This is a genomic window from Sandarakinorhabdus sp. DWP1-3-1, from assembly GCF_049896705.1.
Taxonomy (GTDB): domain Bacteria; phylum Pseudomonadota; class Alphaproteobacteria; order Sphingomonadales; family Sphingomonadaceae; genus Sandarakinorhabdus.
On sequence record NZ_JAFCUV010000001.1, the window covers coordinates 1,034,335 to 1,050,153 of the forward strand.

Below are 15,819 nucleotides of genomic sequence, written 5' to 3' on the forward strand. Positions count from 1 at the left end.
CGCGTCCCCGTCACGGGGTCACGCCGCCGGATCTCCGGGCGCCTGTCAGGAACGATGGCGAGCGCGTGGCGGGACGCTGCGACGGCGCATCGCACCCCCGACAAAGCCAAAGCCGACAATCAGCAGCGTCCAGCCGGCAGGTTCGGGGACGAACGATCCCGCCGGGCGCGGCAGGCCCGGGGGTGCCGTGAGCGGGCTGCGGTCAACAGTGAAGCCGGTGCCGAACAACGCCGCCAGCAGCTCGGCATCGGTGCCGACATGGCCCGCTGCGATGCCCGGCAGCGTCAACGCACCGCCGTCGGCCAGAAAGGCGAACTGGTAATTGTCGTCGAGCGTCACCGGGCTGCCATCGAACGCGTGCACCGGTTGGCACGGCAGCAGGATGGCGCAGCCGAGGTCCCGCGCCGCGACATCGGTCAGATAGACACCCGGATGATCCGGATCGTCGCCGAGCAGACGAAACAGCGCCTGGTAGCCGGGATCGGCATCGGCAAACACCTGCGCCTGCAGGATATTGAACGGCATGCCGCTGACGCTGCCGAAATCGACGGCAAAGCTCGTCTCGTAGATCGGGATGCTGAAGATGCCGCCGTTGACGCTGCCGCTGTCGTAAAGCGGCCCGATGTCGAAGCCGAAGATGCTGGCCTTCAGCGCCTGGATGTCGAAATCGCCGGCAAAGACCAGCTCCGTAAGGTTCGATAGTGTCGCGACAAGCGACGTGACGGGCGCGACGCCCAGGTTGCGCACCCCCGACATCAGCGTGAAATCCTGGCCGAGCGGGACGCTGATCGATCGGGTAAAGGCCCCTATGCTGCCATCGGCGAACACCTGCCGCACCGGCGACAGGAAGTTATAGGTTTCCACCGGCGTGAACGACAGGGTGAGTGTCTGGCGGACATCGAAGGCCAGACCGGCGCTGACGTCGAGCAGGCCATAGCCGATGCCGCCGATATTGCCGCTCAGCGGTATGCCGAGCGCGTTGCCGACGATGTTTCCGACATTGGCGCCCAGCGCCGCGATATTGCCGCGGCCCAGCGTCACCAGATTGGTCGCAGTGCTGCCGTTGAAGCCGTTCGACAGCGCGTCGATGTCGGGAAGGCTGAGCTTTGCCACGACATTGCCATCGAGTGCGGTGACATACTGATTGAGGTTGACGCTGTTGCCGGCAACCGTGAAGCGGCCGTCATTGTTGCGGTTGATCGCCACCAATGTTTGCGACTGGTCGGTATCGAACCGCCCCAGCGAGGGCCCCTGGCAAATGCCGGCGACACAGGCGCGGGCGCCGACAAAGGCATTGAATTTGGCATCCATGTCGACAAAGGCCTGCAACGTCGGCGAATGGGCTTGCAGCCGGGCACCGATGGGGGCGACGCCGACCCCCAGTTTCAACGTCGGCGCGTCGAAGCCCGGGATGCTGAAGCCGCTGCGGATGGTGAACGGATCGCCGATCGCATTGCTGAAATCCGCCGGCGCATCGATGCGGACGTTAACCGGATATTGCGCATCGAACGAGCCGCTGTTGAACCTGGCGGCATAGTTGAGGCCGAAGTTGAAATGCACGTCGGCGCCGGCCTCGGCACCGGTATCGCAGCTTGGTAGCGGCGTATGGCGGCACGGATCGATGATCTTGCCGAAGGACTTGCCCAGGTCCTGTGCGCCAGGACCGAGGCGGCGCACGCCGGTGTCGACATCGACCGCCGGGCCGGCGGCGTAGACGCTGCGCCCCTTGACGGCGAACACAGTGCTGAAATCGATGGCCGCCGCCGGCGCCGCCACGAGGCATGCGACGAGCCCCGCCGATGCAAGATGACGCATATGCCACTCCATCCTCCGGCGGATGGCGCCGGTTCACACAGGCGGGTCGATCTGCCGCGGCCCATTCGGGCTCGAGCGGCACCGACCCAACGCGAGCGCTGACCCGGGAAACAACATGACAGGGGCAGCCTAACATCCGGTTACGGCCCGATGCCCCCGCCGGGCGGATCATGTGTGCCCGGCTTTCGCCGGACGGTGCCATGTGTGCCCGGCTTGCGCCGGACGGTGCCATGTGTGCCCGGCTTGCGCCGGACGGTGCTTCCCCGGCGGCGCATGGTCTTCTAAGACGGGGCCGTGACCGACGATCTCCCCACTGAAGGCCGTATCGAACGTGGCCGGCATTATCTGCCGATCCGCGTCTATTTCGAGGACACGGACCTGACCGGCATCGTCTATCACGCCAATTATCTGCGCTACATGGAACGCGCGCGGACCGAGATGCTGCGCCTGACCGGCGTCGTCCATACCGAGATGATGGCGGAAGGTACCGGCTATTACGCCGTCCATGCGATGAACATCACCTGGTCGCGGCCTGCGCGGCTCGATGATCGGCTGGTCGTCGTCAGCCGGGTGACGCAGGTGCGTGCCGCCGCGACTTGCCTCGTCCATGATGTCATGCGCGGCGACGAACTGCTCTGCTCCGCCGCCGTCACCGCCGCGTTCCTCGACATGGACGGCCGCCCGCGCCGCCAGTCGAAGGCGTGGCACGAACGTTTCACCCTCCTCATGCAACAGGCCGCGTAACTGTAATGGACCCGATTGCCAAAGCTGCAGCCGACCTCTCCCCCTGGGCGCTGTTTCTCGAAGCCGACATCGTCGTCAAGCTGGTCATGTTCGGGCTGCTGGCGGCCAGCATCTGGTCGTGGGCGATCATCTTCGAACGCTCGCGACGGCTGAAGGCGATCAACCTGCAGGCCAAGCAGTTCGAGGAATGGTTCTGGAAGGCCGAGAACCTCGACGCCCTCTACGACCCCGCCGCCAAGGCGCAGCACCCGTCGGCCAAGCTGTTCGTCGCCGGCATGAACGAATGGCGCCGCAGCCTCGCGCGCGGCCGCGTCGACCGCGAGGGCGTGCGGGCGCGGCTGGCGTCGATCACCCAGGTCAGCATCGCCCGCGAGATCGACGAATTGGGCGACCGGCTGAACGTGCTTGCAACCATCGGGTCGGTGGCGCCGTTCGTCGGGCTGTTCGGCACGGTCTGGGGCATCATGCGAAGCTTCACCTCGATCGCGGCGTCGCAGAACACGACGCTGGCGGTGGTGGCACCGGGCATCGCCGAGGCGCTGTTCGCGACGGCGATCGGGCTGTTCGCGGCGATCCCGGCGGTGATCGGGTACAACCGGTTGCTGCACAACGTCGGCCGGCTGGAGGCGCGGCTGGGGGCGTTTTCGGAGGAATTCCAGGGGCTGTTGTCGCGGCAGCTGGACGGGATGGACGCGAAGTGATGGTGTTTAGCGCAGCGCCGTGTGTCACCCCGGCGCAGGCCGGGGCCCATGAACCACAATTTCGGCCGCATGGGTCCACCCGCGCCGGTGGCCTGCGGGCCATGGGCCCCGGCCTGCGCCGGGGTGACAGCTAGATGGCTATGGGGTCCCCCCAGCGTCGCGGGCGCCGCCAGCCGATGGCGGAGATCAACGTCACGCCGATGGTCGATGTCATGCTGGTGCTGCTGATCATCTTCATGGTGACCGCGCCGCTGCTCGTGACGGGCGTGCCGATCGACCTGCCCGACAGCAAGGCCAACGCCCTGAAGAACGATGAAAAGCCAATCCAGGTCAGCATTGATTCATCCGGACAGGTGTTCATCGACCAGATGAAGGTGCCCGGCGAGACCTTGGCCGCCAAGCTGGCGGCGCTGCGCGAGGCGCGGCAGGACGATGCCCGCGTGTACGTGCGCGCCGATCGCGGATTGGATTACGGGCGGGTGATGGAGCTGGTCGGCGAGGTATCTTCGGCAGGGTTCCGAAAGGTCGCGCTGGTCAGTGATTCGCGTCCGGAGAAGGCGCGCAAGTGACATCGGAGCAGAAGTCGCTGCTCGGCGCCGGTGTCGCCCATCTGCTGCTGTTCGCGGCGCTCAGCCTCGGCTGGCAGTGGAGCCAGACGCCACTGGCACCGGCCGACGAGATGATCCCGATCGATTTCGTCGACATCGCCGACGCGCCGCGGGTGACCGAAGCGCCGAAGCCGTCGATGAAGGCCGCCCCGCAGGAAACCGCCGCGCCGCCGCCGACGGTGGAGCCGACGCCGCCGGAGCCGACGCCCGAAGCGCCGACCGACGCCGTGCCGCCGCCGGAGCCCAAGCCCGCACCGACCCCGCCGAAGAAAGCCACCGAGAAGCCCAGGCCCGAGCCCAAGCCGCTCGACGTGTCGACGCTCGACAGCCTGATCGACAAGGCGCTGCCCAAGGCAAAGACGCGCCCGCTCGATGTGTCGGAACTGGCCAAGACGCTGGGCAATCCGGCGCCGAAGCAGGCGCGCATCGACCCGCGCGCCGCGGCGACGCTGGCGCAGGCGATCCGCGCCCAGGTGGCGCCGTGCTGGAACCCGCCGATCGGCGGCAGCGACGTGAAGCGCATGACGGTGGTGATCCGTGCCGACTATGCCCGCGATGGCCGCGTGCTGGGCAACCCGACCGTGGCCGGGCAGACGGGGGTGACGGCGGGCAACGCCGATTATTCGCGCGCCTTTGCCGAGACGGCGCGCCGCGCGGTCCTGCGCTGTTCGCCGCTAAAGCTGCCGGCGGCGCAATACGACCTGTGGAAATCGGTGGAGATCAATTTCGACCCGGAGAGCATGACGTAGGCCCTCCCCCGGGCACAAAACCGCTGCTAAGGACCTTCCCATGCGTATCCTGTTCCTGACTGCCCTCGCCCTCGCTGCCCCGGCCTTTGCCGCCCCCATTCGGGTCGATATCAACTCCGGCATCGCCCAGCCGCTGCCGATCGCGGTGCCGGCCTTTGCCACGCCGGCGGTCGCGAATACCGAGGCGGGCAGCACGGCGGCGCTCGGCGCGCAGGTGGCGCAGGTGATTTCGAACGACCTGAAGTCCTCCGGGCTGTTCCGGCCGCTCGATCCGGCGGCGTTCACGACCACCGTCACCCCGCCCGATGTGCTGCGGCCGCAGTTCGCCAGCTGGCGGACCGTCGCGGCCCAGGCGCTGGTCACCGGCACCGTCACCGCCAATCCCGATGGCGGCATCACCGTCGGCTGCTATGCCTATGACGTGTTTTCGGCCGAGGAGCTGGCGCGCAACGGCTTCGTCACCACCGCCGCCGGCTGGCGCCGTGCCGCGCACAAATGCGCCGATCTCGTCTATTCGCGGCTGACCGGCGAAACCGGCTATTTCGACAGCCGCATCGTCTATGTCTCCGAAACCGGCCGCAAGACCAGGCGCATCAAGCGGCTGGCGGTGATGGACCAGGACGGCGCCGGGCACCGGTTCCTGACCTCGGGCCAGAATCTCGTGCTGACGCCGCGCTTTGCGCCGAACCAGCAGACGATCACCTACATGTCGTTCGAGGGCAATCGCCCGCGGGTGTGGCTCTATACGCTCGGGTCGGGCCGCCAGCAGGCGATCGGCGATTTCCCCAACATGAGCTTTGCGCCGCGGTTTTCGCCCGACGGGTCGAACCTGATCTTTTCGATGTCGACCGGCGGCAACACCGATATCTTCCGGCTCGACATCGGCAGCCGGCGGCTGACCCGGCTGACCAACCAGGCCGGCATCGACACGGCGCCGAGCTATTCGCCGGACGGCAGCCGCATCGTCTTCGAAAGCGATCGCGGCGGCAGCCAGCAGTTGTATGTGATGAACGCCGACGGTTCCGGCCAGCAGCGCATCAGTTTCGGCGACGGCCGGGCCGCGACGCCGGTGTGGAGCCCGCGCGGCGACCTGATCGCCTTTACCCGCATGGGCGGCGGGCGGTTTTCGGTCGGCGTGATGAAGCCCGACGGCTCGGGCGAGCGGTTGCTCACCAATGCCTATCAGGACGAGGGCCCGACCTGGTCGCCCAACGGCCGCGTCATCCTGTTCTTCCGCTCGGCACGCGGTGGGCCCGTCGACCTGTGGTCGGTCGACCTGTCCGGGCAGAACGAGCGCAAGGTCCCGACGCCGCTCGATGGCTCCGACCCCGCCTGGTCTCCGTTGTTGCCGTAACGGAACCAAAGCGGTGGTGTTGCCTTAACCGCTATTGCAGCTAGAAAGGCCCGGCGGGGCCAAGTTTCGAGAAGGAAGAAGTTGATGGCCAGTCGTTCGCTCACCCTGCCCCTGATTGCCGTGCTGGCGCTGGGCGTATCGGCCTGCGCCACCAAGAAGAAGGACCTGCCGCCGCCGCCGCCGAGCGCGACGACGCCGGTCCAGCCCGGTATCGACCCCAATGCCGGCAACAGCAATGTGCCGCCGCCGTCGAACGTCGGCAACGCCAACGTCCCCGGCTCGGCCGCCGATTTCGCCGCCCAGGCAGGGTCCGACCATGTGCTGTTCCAGTACGACAGCTATGAGCTCGACGAGGAAGCCCGCACCATCCTCGGCAAGCAGGCCGAATGGCTGGCGCGGTATCCGCAGGTCCGCATCACGGTCGAGGGCCATGCCGACGAGCGTGGCACCCGCGAATACAACCTGGCGCTCGGCGATCGCCGCGCCACCGCCGCCAAGAACTTCCTGGCCGCACAGGGCGTCGATACCGGCCGCATGACGACGATCAGCTATGGCAAGGAACGCCCGTCGGTCGATGGCAGCGATGAAGCCGCCTGGGCGCAGAATCGCCGCGCCGTCAGCGTCGTCGCCAGCGCCGGCTGAGCCGCGACCGTCATCCCGGGCCGGTCCCGGGATGACAGTTCGGCATTTTCCGATTAGCCAGCGCCCATGCGGATCATCTTCATGGGCACGCCGCCCTTTGCGGTGCCGGCGCTCCACGCGCTCGTTGCCGCCGGGCACAATGTCGTCGCGGCCTATACGCGGGCGCCGCAGCCGGCCAACCGCGGCAAGGCGCTGCAGCAATCGGCGGTCCATCTCGCCGCCCATGCGCTGGGCATTCCGGTGCGCACCCCGCGCACGCTGCGCGACCCCGATGCCCAGGTCGACCTCGCCATGCTGGCGGCCGATATCGCCATCGTCGCGGCGTATGGCCTGATCCTGCCCCAGGCGGTGCTCGATGCGCCGGCGCTCGGCTGCATCAACATCCATGCCTCGCTGCTGCCGCGCTGGCGCGGAGCGGCACCGATCCAGCGCGCCATCCTGGCAGGCGATACCGAAACCGGCGTCACCATCATGCGCATGGAGGCCGGGCTCGACACCGGGCCGATGATTCTCAAGGCCGCCACCCCGATCGCCGCCAAGACCGCCGGCGACCTGTCCGACGAACTCGCCCGCATGGGGGCCGGCCTCGTCGTGACGGCGCTCGCAGGCGCGTTGGCGGGGGTACGGCAGACCGATGCCGACGCGACCCATGCCGCCAAGATCAGCAAGGCCGAGGCCCGGCTCGATTTGCAGCGCAGCGCCGTCGAGCTCGAGCGTGCCGTCCGCGCCTATAACCCGGCGCCCGGGGCGTTCCTCGAACTTGCCGGCGAGCGCGTCAAGATCCTCGCCGCCACCGCCCTGCCAGGCGTGCTGCCCGCCGGCAGCATCCGCCGCGATGCCGCCGGGCTGGTTATCGGCACCGGCGACGGCATCCTGCAGCCGACCATCATCCAGCGCGCCGGCAAGCCCGCCATGCCGGTCCGCGACGCGCTCAACGGCTGGGCAATCGCCGACGGTACGATTGTTGACCGCACGGGCGCTGCATGACCACGCGGTTTCGCGTCACCATCGAATATGACGGACGGACCTTCGTCGGCTGGCAGCGCCAGACCACCGGCGCCAGCGTGCAGGGCGCCATCGAGGCGGCGATTCACCGGCTGACCGGCGAGGCGGTCGCGGTCCACGGCGCCGGCAGGACCGATGCCGGTGTCCATGCCGACGCGATGGTGGCGCATTTCGACCTCGACCGGCCGATGACGCCGTTCCGGCTGACCGAGGCGATCAATGCCGCGCTGCGACCGCTGCCGGTCGCCATCCTCGACTGCGTCGTGGCGCCGGGGTTTCATGCCCGCTTCGACTGCACCGGGCGGTCGTACCGCTATGTCATCGTCAATCGCCGCGCCTCGCTGACCTGGCAGGCCGGGCTGGCGTGGCGGGTGCCGGCGGCGCTCGATGCCGATGCGATGCACGCGGCGGCGCAGCGGCTGGTCGGCCGGCACGATTTCACCACCTTCCGCTCGGCGCATTGCCAGTCGCGGTCGCCGGTCAAGACGCTCGACAGCATCGCGGTGCGCCGCGAGGGGCAGACCGTCATCATCGAGACGGCGGCACGGTCGTTCCTGCATCACCAGGTACGATCGATGACCGGATGCCTGAAGCTGGTCGGCCAGGGTCGCTGGTCGGCGGACGACCTGGCGGCGGCGCTGGCCGCGCGCGACCGCACCGCGCTCGGCCTCAACGCGCCGCCCGACGGGCTGACATTCTGCCGGGCTTTCTATCCCGACATGTCGGCAGGCTTTACACCGGCCTGACCAGGGCCGGCGCCGAAGCTCACGAATACAGGCGCTTCGCTGTCGTTGCGCAGGTGGCACGGACTTTGCTTGGTGATGTTGGAAGGCGCGGCATCAAGACCGGCCAAAGGGATCGCCGATGGCCGCAGACAAGACGCCCAATGCAAATCGTTCGGGACGATCCTTCTGGATCGCCGGGCTGGTGGTTGGCGTCACTGCCGGGGTGATTGCCGCCGTGGCGCTGTCGAGCGCCTGACGGAGCGGGCGGTGCCGCCTTCCCGCGCCCAGCCCTAACGCCAGCCCAGCGCTTCCGCCATGATGTGGAAGATGACGTTCTGCTCGATGACGCCGCCGACGAGGTTCGATCGCGGGCCGTCGGCGAACAGGGCGACATCCTCGCCGCCATGGGTTTCGCCGCCGGTGCCGTTCAGCTTGCTGGCGAGGTAGTTCTTTTCGGTCGGTGCCAGCATGTGTGAAAGCGTGGGCGCGGCGCGCGGGCCGTTGGCATAGGACAGGGTCGTCATCGGCCGCTTCTCGTCGTCGAGCGCGGCGCCCTCCGGCCCGGCCGGACCTTCGGATTCGCCGCCCTTGACGTTCTTCAGATAGCCCAGGATGTCGTTGCCGCGCGCCGGATAGCCGGCGATCGTCATGACATGGCTGTGATCGGCGGTGACCAGCACCAGCGTGTCGTCGAGGTTGACGCTTGCCAGCACTGCGGCGACGGCCCGCGAGAACTGCTGCGCGTCGGTCAGCGCGCGATACGGATTGGTGGCGTGATGGGCGTGATCGATGCGCCCGCCCTCGATCATCAGGTAATAGCCCGGCTTGCCCCGCGTCGCCGCCTGCATCCTGGCCACCGCGAATTTGGCGAGGTCGACGAGACCGGGCTCCTGCGCCGGATCGCGATCGGCCTCATAACTGAGATGGTCGTTGGCGAGCAGGCCGAGCACGGGGCCCGGCGCCTTGGCATCGAGGGCGCGAAAGGCTGCCGCATCGGCGACATAGCGGCCATCGGGGTGGCGCTGCTGCCATCTGGCGACCAGGTCGACGCCGTCGTCGCGCATCCCCTTGGCGGCGGTCGGCAGGAAACGCGCGCGACCACCGCCGAGCACCAGGTCGAGGCCGCCGCCGGGCTTGAAGTCGACCATCTGAGTCGCGAGGTCGGCACAGCCCGACTGGCGATCCGCGACCGGATAGGCGCGGTCGGCGCCTTCCCAGTTGCGGTTGGGGACATGGCCATAGACCGCCGCCGGCGTGGCGTGGGTGACCCGCGTCGTCGTCACCACGCCGACGGCCATGCCCTGTGCCTTGGCGATCTCGGCAAAGGTGCGCGGCAGCGCGGCGGGCGTGGTACAGGCCGCCGCGTCCTGGTCGGGGCCGAAGTTGATCACGCCGATGTCGGTCTTGATGCCGGTGTTCATCGCGCTGGCGGTGCCGGCGCTGTCGCCGACCTGGGCATTGATGTTGTAGGTCTTGACCAGTGCGACATGGGGCAATGTTTCGAACGCCAGGCTGTTTTCCTCGCCGCTGCGACGGGGCAGGCCCGGTCCGGGGTTCTGCCCGTCGTAGATGCGCGCCGCGGTGATGGTGGCGATGCCCATGCCATCGCCGATCATCAGGATGACGTTCCTGGCCCGTGTCGGGCGATTCACCGCCCGCAGCCGGGCAGCGACCTGGGCCCGGCCATCGGCCCAATAGGCATCCTTGACCGGCGTGTCGAGCACAGGCGCCGCGAGCGCGGGTGCGGTGAGACCCAGCGTCAGGGCCGTCAGCAAGGTGCGCATGATCGATATCTCCGGGTCGGGTGTCGCGCCGCTATCGGCCGGCGATGTTACAGCAGTTTGATCTCGCGCAGCCGCTCGCGCAGATAGTCGTCGGCGGTGATCGGCGGCCATTCGCTGCCGCCGCCGGGCATGGTCTCGATCAGGTAATCGGGCCGAAAATGCAGGAAGAACGGCGTCGAATAGCGCGGAAACGCGGCGCGCTCGGGCGACGGATTGACGACGCGATGGGTGGTCGACGGCAGCCGGCCGCCGGTCAGCCGCTGCAGCATGTCGCCGATGTTGCAGACGAGGCTGCCCGGTGGTGCCGCGATGTCGTGCCATTCGCCGTCCCGGGCCAGCAGTTGCAGCCCGGCCTCCTCGGCGCCGAGCAGCAGCGTGATGACGTTGATGTCCTCGTGCGCCCCGGCGCGGATCGCCCCGGCCCGCGCCGCCTGCACCGGCGGGTAATGCAGCAGGCGCAGGATCGAATTGCCGTCGGCAACGGGATCGTCGAAGAAATGCGGCGCCAGCTGGAGGTGGACGGCGATGGCGCGCAGCATGCGGCGCCCGGCGCCATCGAGCGCGTCGTAGAGCGCCTGCACGGCGGCGTGAAAGTCAGGCACCTCCGCCGGCCACAGATTGTCGGGCATGATCGCGGCAAAGCGATGCCCCGGCGGCAGCGTGCGCCCGACGTGCCAGAATTCCTTCAGATCCGACGTGTCGGCGCCCTTGGCGGCCTCGACGCCGAACGGGGTCAGCCCGCGCTGGCCACCGCCGCCGGAGACGACATAGGCGGCCTTCACCTCTTCGGGCAGCGCGAAGAACGCGCGGGTGGCGGCCAGCGCATGGTCGATCAGCGGCTGCGGAATGCCATGATCCGACACGACGGCAAAGCCGGTGCGGGCAAAGGCGTCGCCGAATGCGGCGGCTGCCGCATCGAGGTCGCGGTCGACGAGATCGAGGGGGATGGGCTGGATATCGGCAAGGGTCATCGCCCTCGCCTTCTGCCCCAGCCGCCGGCGAAAGGACAGTCCCCACGATCTCGACATTTGAATAACGAAATGATGGTAACGGTACCGTTTCGAATCGCGAGGATGTCGCCCCATGCACCCAGCCAATGTCCTGTCGTCGCTGGCCTTCACGTTGTCGCTGGCGACCGCCGCCGCCGCCGCGCCGATCCCGGATGCCGTCGCCGCGATGATCGACGCCGCCGACCCCGACCAGCTGAAAACGATCGCCGACATCGCCAAGAAGACCAATCCCGCCGCCGCCGACGAAATCGACGCGCGGGTCGCGGCGCTGCAAAAGGCGCGCGCCGATGCCCGCACCGAACAGCTGGCGAGCCAGGGCATGCTCGACGGCTGGAGCGGATCGGGCGAGGCCGGCGCCAACATCTCCAGCGGCAACACCAACAACAAGGGCGTCGCGATCGGGCTGAATTTTGCCAAGGAAACCCGATCGTGGAAGCACAGCGTCCGCGGTTTCGTCGACTATCAGCGCCAGGATGGCGTGACGACCCGCGAGCGCTATTTCGCCGGCTATGAAGGCAACTACAACATCACGCCCAATTTCTATGCGCTTGCCACCCTGTCCTACGAACGCGACACTTTCTCGGGCTTCCGCCGGCGTTTCGCGGAATCGCTCGGGCTCGGCTACAGGATCATCGCCACCGACACGATGAAGCTGTCGGTGGAGGCCGGCCCGGCGCTGCGCCAGACGCAGTTCACCAACGGCATCAGCGACAATGCCCTTGCCGCGCGCGGTGCCGGCAATTTCTGGTGGGCACTGACCCCGGGCCTCGAATTCAGCGAGAGTGCGACGGTGTTCTACGACAGTTTCAACACTTCGTTCCAGTCGCTGACGGCGCTGACCGCGCAACTGTCGGGGGCCTTGTCGGCGCGGGCGTCGTTCCAGCTCAATACCGAATCCAATCCACCGCTCGGGCGCAAGAGCAATGACACCATCAGCCGGGTGACGCTGGTCTATTCCTTCTGATCGGCGGTTGACCCTGTGCGGCGGCGCCGACTATAGGGGCGCCTCACCGCACCCGTGGCAGCGTAGCTCAGTTGGTGAGAGCGCCGGATTCATAACCCGGAGGTCGGCAGTTCAAATCTGCCCGCTGCTACCACGGTTCGCTGCGGCGCCAGCACCATCGCGCTGCGCCCGCCCATTCGGTAAAGCCCGTGCGATGACCAGCCCCGCCATTCCCGCCCCGCCCGCCTGGGCCCTTGTCGTGCACGGCGGTTCCGGCCAGATGCGCCGCGCCGCGATCGCTTCCGGACAGGATGCCGCCTATCGCGCCGAGCTGGCGGCGGCGCTCGCTGCCGGCGCGGCCATCCTCGCCGCCGGCGGCGGCGCAGTCGATGCGGTGGCGGCGGCGGTGCGCACGCTGGAGGACGACCCGCTGTTCAACGCCGGCCGCGGTGCGGTGTTCACAGCCGAAGGCCGTATCGAGCACGACGCGGCGATCATGGACGGACAGACCCGCGCTGCCGGTGCCATCGCCGGCGTGACACGCACCCGCAACCCCGTCGACCTCGCTCGTGCCGTCATGGCGCACAGCCCGCACGTGCTGCTCGCCCGCGAAGGCGCCGACATCTTCTCGCTGGAGATGGGGCTGCCGCAAGCCGAGCCCGGCTGGTTCCGCGTCGAGGAGCGCTGGCAGGCGCTGCAGGCGATGAAGGCAGCGGCGGCGCGCGGCGAATCGGTGTTCGACAAGGCGCTGAAGTACGGCACCGTCGGCGCGGTGGCGCGCGACGCCGCTGGCCACCTGGCGGCGGCGACATCGACCGGCGGACTGACGGGCAAGCGCTGGGGCCGGATCGGCGATTCGCCGCTGATCGGTGCCGGCACCTGGGCCGACGACCGCGCCGTGGCGATCTCGGCGACGGGATCTGGGGAGGATTTCATCCGGCTGGCCGCGGCGCACGAGATCGGCGCGCGCGTGCGGATGCTCGGCGAGACGCCACAGGATGCTGCCGACATCGTGGTCCAGCACGAACTTAAGGCGGCGGACGGCGATGGCGGCATCATCTTCGTCGGTGCCGACGGCAGTTGCGGCTGGTCGTTCAACACGCCGGGGATGTTCCGGGGCTGCGTCACCGCCTCCACAAAGCCGCTAGTGGCGATTTACGACGACGAAGGGTAACGTCCGCGTCAACCGTCACGGAGCACGCCCAAGATGTCGATTCCTGCCCAGTTCCAGAACCGCCTGTCGATCCCGGTCATCGGCTCGCCGTTGTTCATCATTTCGGGGCCCGAGCTGGTCATGGCGCAGTGCCGCGCCGGCATCATCGGCAGCTTCCCCAGCCTCAACGCCCGGCCGCTGCCGCAGTTCGAGGAATGGCTGCAGCGCCTGTCGACCGAACTGGGGGCCAACGATGCGCCCTATGCCGTCAACCTGATCGTCCACAAGTCGAACGACCGGCTGATGGCCGATCTCGATCTGTGCGTGAAGTACAAGGTGCCGATGATCATCACCTCGCTGGGCGCCCGCGAGGACGTCAACGCCGCGATCCACAGCTATGGCGGCGTCGTCATGCACGACATCATCAACAACAAGTTCGCCAGGAAGGCCGTGGAAAAGGGTGCCGACGGCCTGATCGCGGTCGCCGCTGGCGCCGGTGGCCATGCCGGCACGACCTCGCCGTTCGCGCTGGTCCGCGAGATCCGTGAATGGTTCGACGGGCCGCTGGCGCTGTCGGGCAGCATCGCCACCGGTGAAGCAGTGCTCGCCGCCGAAGCGATGGGCGCCGATTTCGGCTATATCGGCTCGGCGTTCATCGCCACCACCGAGGCGCGCGCCGTCGACGGCTACAAGGAGATGATCGTCGGCAGCGCCTCGTCCGACATCGTCTATTCGAACCTGTTCACCGGGGTTCACGGCAATTACCTGCGCCCGTCGATCGTCAACGCCGGGCTCGATCCCGACAATCTCGCCGTTTCCGACCCGAGCGCGATGAACTTCGGCAGCGGCGGCAATACCGATGCCAAGGCGTGGAAGGACATCTGGGGCTGCGGCCAGGGCATCGGCGCCGTCAAGGATGTGCTGCCGGCCGGCGAGCTTGTCGCCCGGCTGCGGCGTGAATATGCCGCGGCCAAGGCGCGGCTGGTCGGCACGCCGGCAGCGGCGATGGCGGCGGAATGATGCCCGGCAACATCGAACTCACCCGGCGCGGCAAGCTGCTGTGGCTGCTCGCGGCGCTCGCCATGGGGGCGGCCAGCCAGTGGTGCGTCAACTATGGCGCCTGCGCCGCGCCCGGTATCTAGCATCGGTTTCCGAGCGCACATCTTCGCACGGAACATCGCTGCCTGAAGCGGGTTGACGGCAAATATCCCGTCCGCAACGAAGGGTGCGGCCATGGAGCTCACCATCCCCGTCGAAACCGTCTGCCGGATCATCCTGCGCGCGCGGGAATATGAGGCGCTGGTCCCCGAGACCGATCCCGACGCGGGCTCCAATGCCAGCGACGACGGCTCGGTCGACGAGCTCGAGGACGGGCGCGACGAGAACCCGGCCGAGGCCGAGCTGCGCGCCATCATCGACGACCTGGCCGAGGACGAGCAGGCCGAACTGATCGCCCTGGCGATGGTCGGCCATGGCACCTACGACGCCAGCGAATGGGACGAGGCGATGGAGTCGGCCGCCGAGGAAACCGACGATGCCGCCGACTGGGTCCTCGACCAGCCGACGCTGAGCACCGACCTCGACGCCGGCCTGGCAGCGTTCGACCTTAGCTGCGACGGGATCGGGACGCTGGTCTAGCTAGCGCCGCGTCACCCGTTCCGCCCGGCTTTCGACCACCGGTGCAGCGCGGCTCTTGACGCCCAGCGAGATCAGCAGCGACGACGACACGAAGATCGACGAATAGGTGCCGATGACGATGCCGAGCATCATCGCCGCGGTGAAGCCGAAGATGACGTCCGGCCCCAGCACCAGCATCGAGGCGAGCGCCGCCAGCAGCGTTACCGATGTCATCACGGTGCGCGGCAGGGTCTCGTTCACCGACAGATCGATGATGGGGCCGATGTCCATCGTGCGGTATTTCCGCAGATTCTCGCGGATGCGATCGTCGATGACCACCTTGTCATTGAGCGAATAGCCGATGATCGTCAGGACCGCGGCGACGACGTTGAGGTCGAATTCGAGCTGGGTCAGCGCAAAGAATCCCAGCGTGACGATGACGTCATGGACCAGGGCGACCACCGTCGACACGCCGAAATACCATTCGAAGCGGAACCAGGTGAACAGCGCCACCGCCGCCATCGAAGCCAGCACCGCGAGCGTGCCGCTGGTGATAAGCTCCCCCGACACCTTGCCCGACACCGATTCGACGCGGCGGAACTTGACATCGCCATAGTCGGCCTTGAGCCCCGACTGGACCTTGGCGACGACCTTCTGCACCGCCGACTGGTCGCCTTCCGGCAACGGCAGGCGGATCAGGATGTTCCTGGGATTGCCGAATTCCTGCAGCGCCGAGGTGCCGACGCCGAGTGCATCGACCTTGCCGCGCAGCGTGTCGAGCGGCGGCGGCGCGGCGAATTCGACCTCCATGGTCAGGCCGCCCTTGAAGTCGACGCCCAGGTTCAGCCCCTTGGTGGTGAGCAGCGCGATCGAGCCGAGCGTCAGCAGGATGGTCAGCGCGAACGCGATGAAGCGAACGCGGACGAAGCCGATGTTGGTGTTGTCGGGAACGAGTTTCAGCGGCATGTC

17 protein-coding genes and 1 tRNA gene are annotated in these 15,819 nt (G+C 68.0%); 14 read left to right on the forward strand and 4 right to left on the reverse strand.

The features are described from left to right. Window positions 1–45: 45 nt before the first annotated feature. On the reverse strand, window positions 46–1,815 hold the full coding sequence (locus tag ACP7AI_RS04895; protein ID WP_426164718.1) for a PEPxxWA-CTERM sorting domain-containing protein: 1,770 nt from the start codon (window positions 1,813–1,815) through the stop codon (window positions 46–48). Window positions 1,816–2,109: 294 nt separating this feature from the next. Here ACP7AI_RS04895 and ACP7AI_RS04900 point away from each other — a divergent pair, with 294 nt between their 5' ends. The 8 genes from ACP7AI_RS04900 (at window position 2,110) to truA (ending at window position 8,364) form a co-directional block, all read left to right on the forward strand. Continuing rightward, window positions 2,110–2,559, forward strand: a complete 450-nt coding sequence (locus ACP7AI_RS04900; protein ID WP_426164720.1) for a YbgC/FadM family acyl-CoA thioesterase — start codon at window positions 2,110–2,112, stop codon at window positions 2,557–2,559. 5 nt (window positions 2,560–2,564) lie between these two features. Next, window positions 2,565–3,260 carry a protein TolQ gene (tolQ, locus tag ACP7AI_RS04905; protein ID WP_426164722.1) on the forward strand — a complete coding sequence of 232 codons (696 nt, stop codon included), beginning with the start codon at window positions 2,565–2,567 and terminating at the stop codon, window positions 3,258–3,260. Window positions 3,261–3,394: 134 nt separating this feature from the next. Further along, entirely contained in the window at window positions 3,395–3,829 is a 435-nt protein-coding gene (tolR, locus tag ACP7AI_RS04910) for a protein TolR (RefSeq protein WP_426164724.1), read from the forward strand. After that, the gene (locus ACP7AI_RS04915) at window positions 3,826–4,617 is read left to right on the forward strand and encodes a hypothetical protein (RefSeq protein ID WP_426164726.1); all 792 of its coding nucleotides are present in this window, start codon (window positions 3,826–3,828) and stop codon (window positions 4,615–4,617) included. The genes tolR and ACP7AI_RS04915 overlap by 4 nt, the downstream gene beginning before the upstream one ends. Window positions 4,618–4,657: 40 nt before the next feature. Next, window positions 4,658–5,971: a Tol-Pal system beta propeller repeat protein TolB gene (gene tolB, locus ACP7AI_RS04920; RefSeq protein ID WP_426164728.1), complete on the forward strand. Its 1,314-nt coding sequence runs from the start codon at window positions 4,658–4,660 to the stop codon at window positions 5,969–5,971. Window positions 5,972–6,055: 84 nt separating this feature from the next. Next, a complete protein-coding gene (gene pal / locus ACP7AI_RS04925; protein ID WP_426164730.1) occupies window positions 6,056–6,613 on the forward strand; it encodes a peptidoglycan-associated lipoprotein Pal in 558 nt (185 codons plus the stop codon). Window positions 6,614–6,679: 66 nt separating this feature from the next. Continuing rightward, window positions 6,680–7,600 carry a methionyl-tRNA formyltransferase gene (gene fmt, locus ACP7AI_RS04930; RefSeq protein ID WP_426164732.1) on the forward strand — a complete coding sequence of 307 codons (921 nt, stop codon included), beginning with the start codon at window positions 6,680–6,682 and terminating at the stop codon, window positions 7,598–7,600. After that, window positions 7,597–8,364: a tRNA pseudouridine(38-40) synthase TruA gene (gene truA / locus ACP7AI_RS04935; protein WP_426164734.1), complete on the forward strand. Its 768-nt coding sequence runs from the start codon at window positions 7,597–7,599 to the stop codon at window positions 8,362–8,364. The genes fmt and truA overlap by 4 nt, the downstream gene beginning before the upstream one ends. 269 nt (window positions 8,365–8,633) lie before the next feature. Here the strand turns inward: truA and ACP7AI_RS04940 are convergent, their stop codons facing one another. Both ACP7AI_RS04940 and ACP7AI_RS04945 read right to left on the reverse strand, forming a co-directional pair. After that, on the reverse strand, window positions 8,634–10,127 hold the full coding sequence (locus tag ACP7AI_RS04940) for an alkaline phosphatase (protein WP_426164736.1): 1,494 nt from the start codon (window positions 10,125–10,127) through the stop codon (window positions 8,634–8,636). A gap of 47 nt (window positions 10,128–10,174) precedes the next feature. Beyond that, a complete protein-coding gene (locus ACP7AI_RS04945; protein ID WP_426164738.1) occupies window positions 10,175–11,098 on the reverse strand; it encodes an isopenicillin N synthase family dioxygenase in 924 nt (307 codons plus the stop codon). 112 nt (window positions 11,099–11,210) lie between these two features. Between ACP7AI_RS04945 and ACP7AI_RS04950 the strand changes: the two genes are divergently transcribed. The 6 genes from ACP7AI_RS04950 to ACP7AI_RS04975 all read left to right on the forward strand — a co-directional run bounded on the left by ACP7AI_RS04950 (window position 11,211) and on the right by ACP7AI_RS04975 (window position 14,871). Then, window positions 11,211–12,101, forward strand: coding sequence for a DUF481 domain-containing protein (locus ACP7AI_RS04950; RefSeq protein ID WP_426164740.1), 891 nt, complete (start codon window positions 11,211–11,213; stop codon window positions 12,099–12,101). Between the two features lie 56 nt (window positions 12,102–12,157). Then, window positions 12,158–12,234, forward strand: a tRNA-Met gene (locus ACP7AI_RS04955). Window positions 12,235–12,294: 60 nt separating this feature from the next. Further along, on the forward strand, window positions 12,295–13,254 hold the full coding sequence (locus tag ACP7AI_RS04960; protein ID WP_426164742.1) for an isoaspartyl peptidase/L-asparaginase family protein: 960 nt from the start codon (window positions 12,295–12,297) through the stop codon (window positions 13,252–13,254). A gap of 33 nt (window positions 13,255–13,287) precedes the next feature. Further along, on the forward strand, window positions 13,288–14,253 hold the full coding sequence (locus ACP7AI_RS04965; RefSeq protein ID WP_426164744.1) for an NAD(P)H-dependent flavin oxidoreductase: 966 nt from the start codon (window positions 13,288–13,290) through the stop codon (window positions 14,251–14,253). Then, window positions 14,250–14,375 carry a hypothetical protein gene (locus ACP7AI_RS04970; RefSeq protein WP_426164746.1) on the forward strand — a complete coding sequence of 42 codons (126 nt, stop codon included), beginning with the start codon at window positions 14,250–14,252 and terminating at the stop codon, window positions 14,373–14,375. Before ACP7AI_RS04965 ends, ACP7AI_RS04970 begins: the two co-directional genes overlap by 4 nt. 91 nt (window positions 14,376–14,466) lie before the next feature. Next, window positions 14,467–14,871 (forward strand): DUF3775 domain-containing protein, encoded by a 405-nt coding sequence (locus ACP7AI_RS04975; RefSeq protein ID WP_426164748.1) that lies wholly within the window; start codon window positions 14,467–14,469, stop codon window positions 14,869–14,871. Here the strand turns inward: ACP7AI_RS04975 and secF are convergent, their stop codons facing one another. Next, window positions 14,872–15,816, reverse strand: coding sequence for a protein translocase subunit SecF (gene secF / locus ACP7AI_RS04980; protein ID WP_426164750.1), 945 nt, complete (start codon window positions 15,814–15,816; stop codon window positions 14,872–14,874). Between the last annotated feature and the right edge of the window lie 3 nt (window positions 15,817–15,819).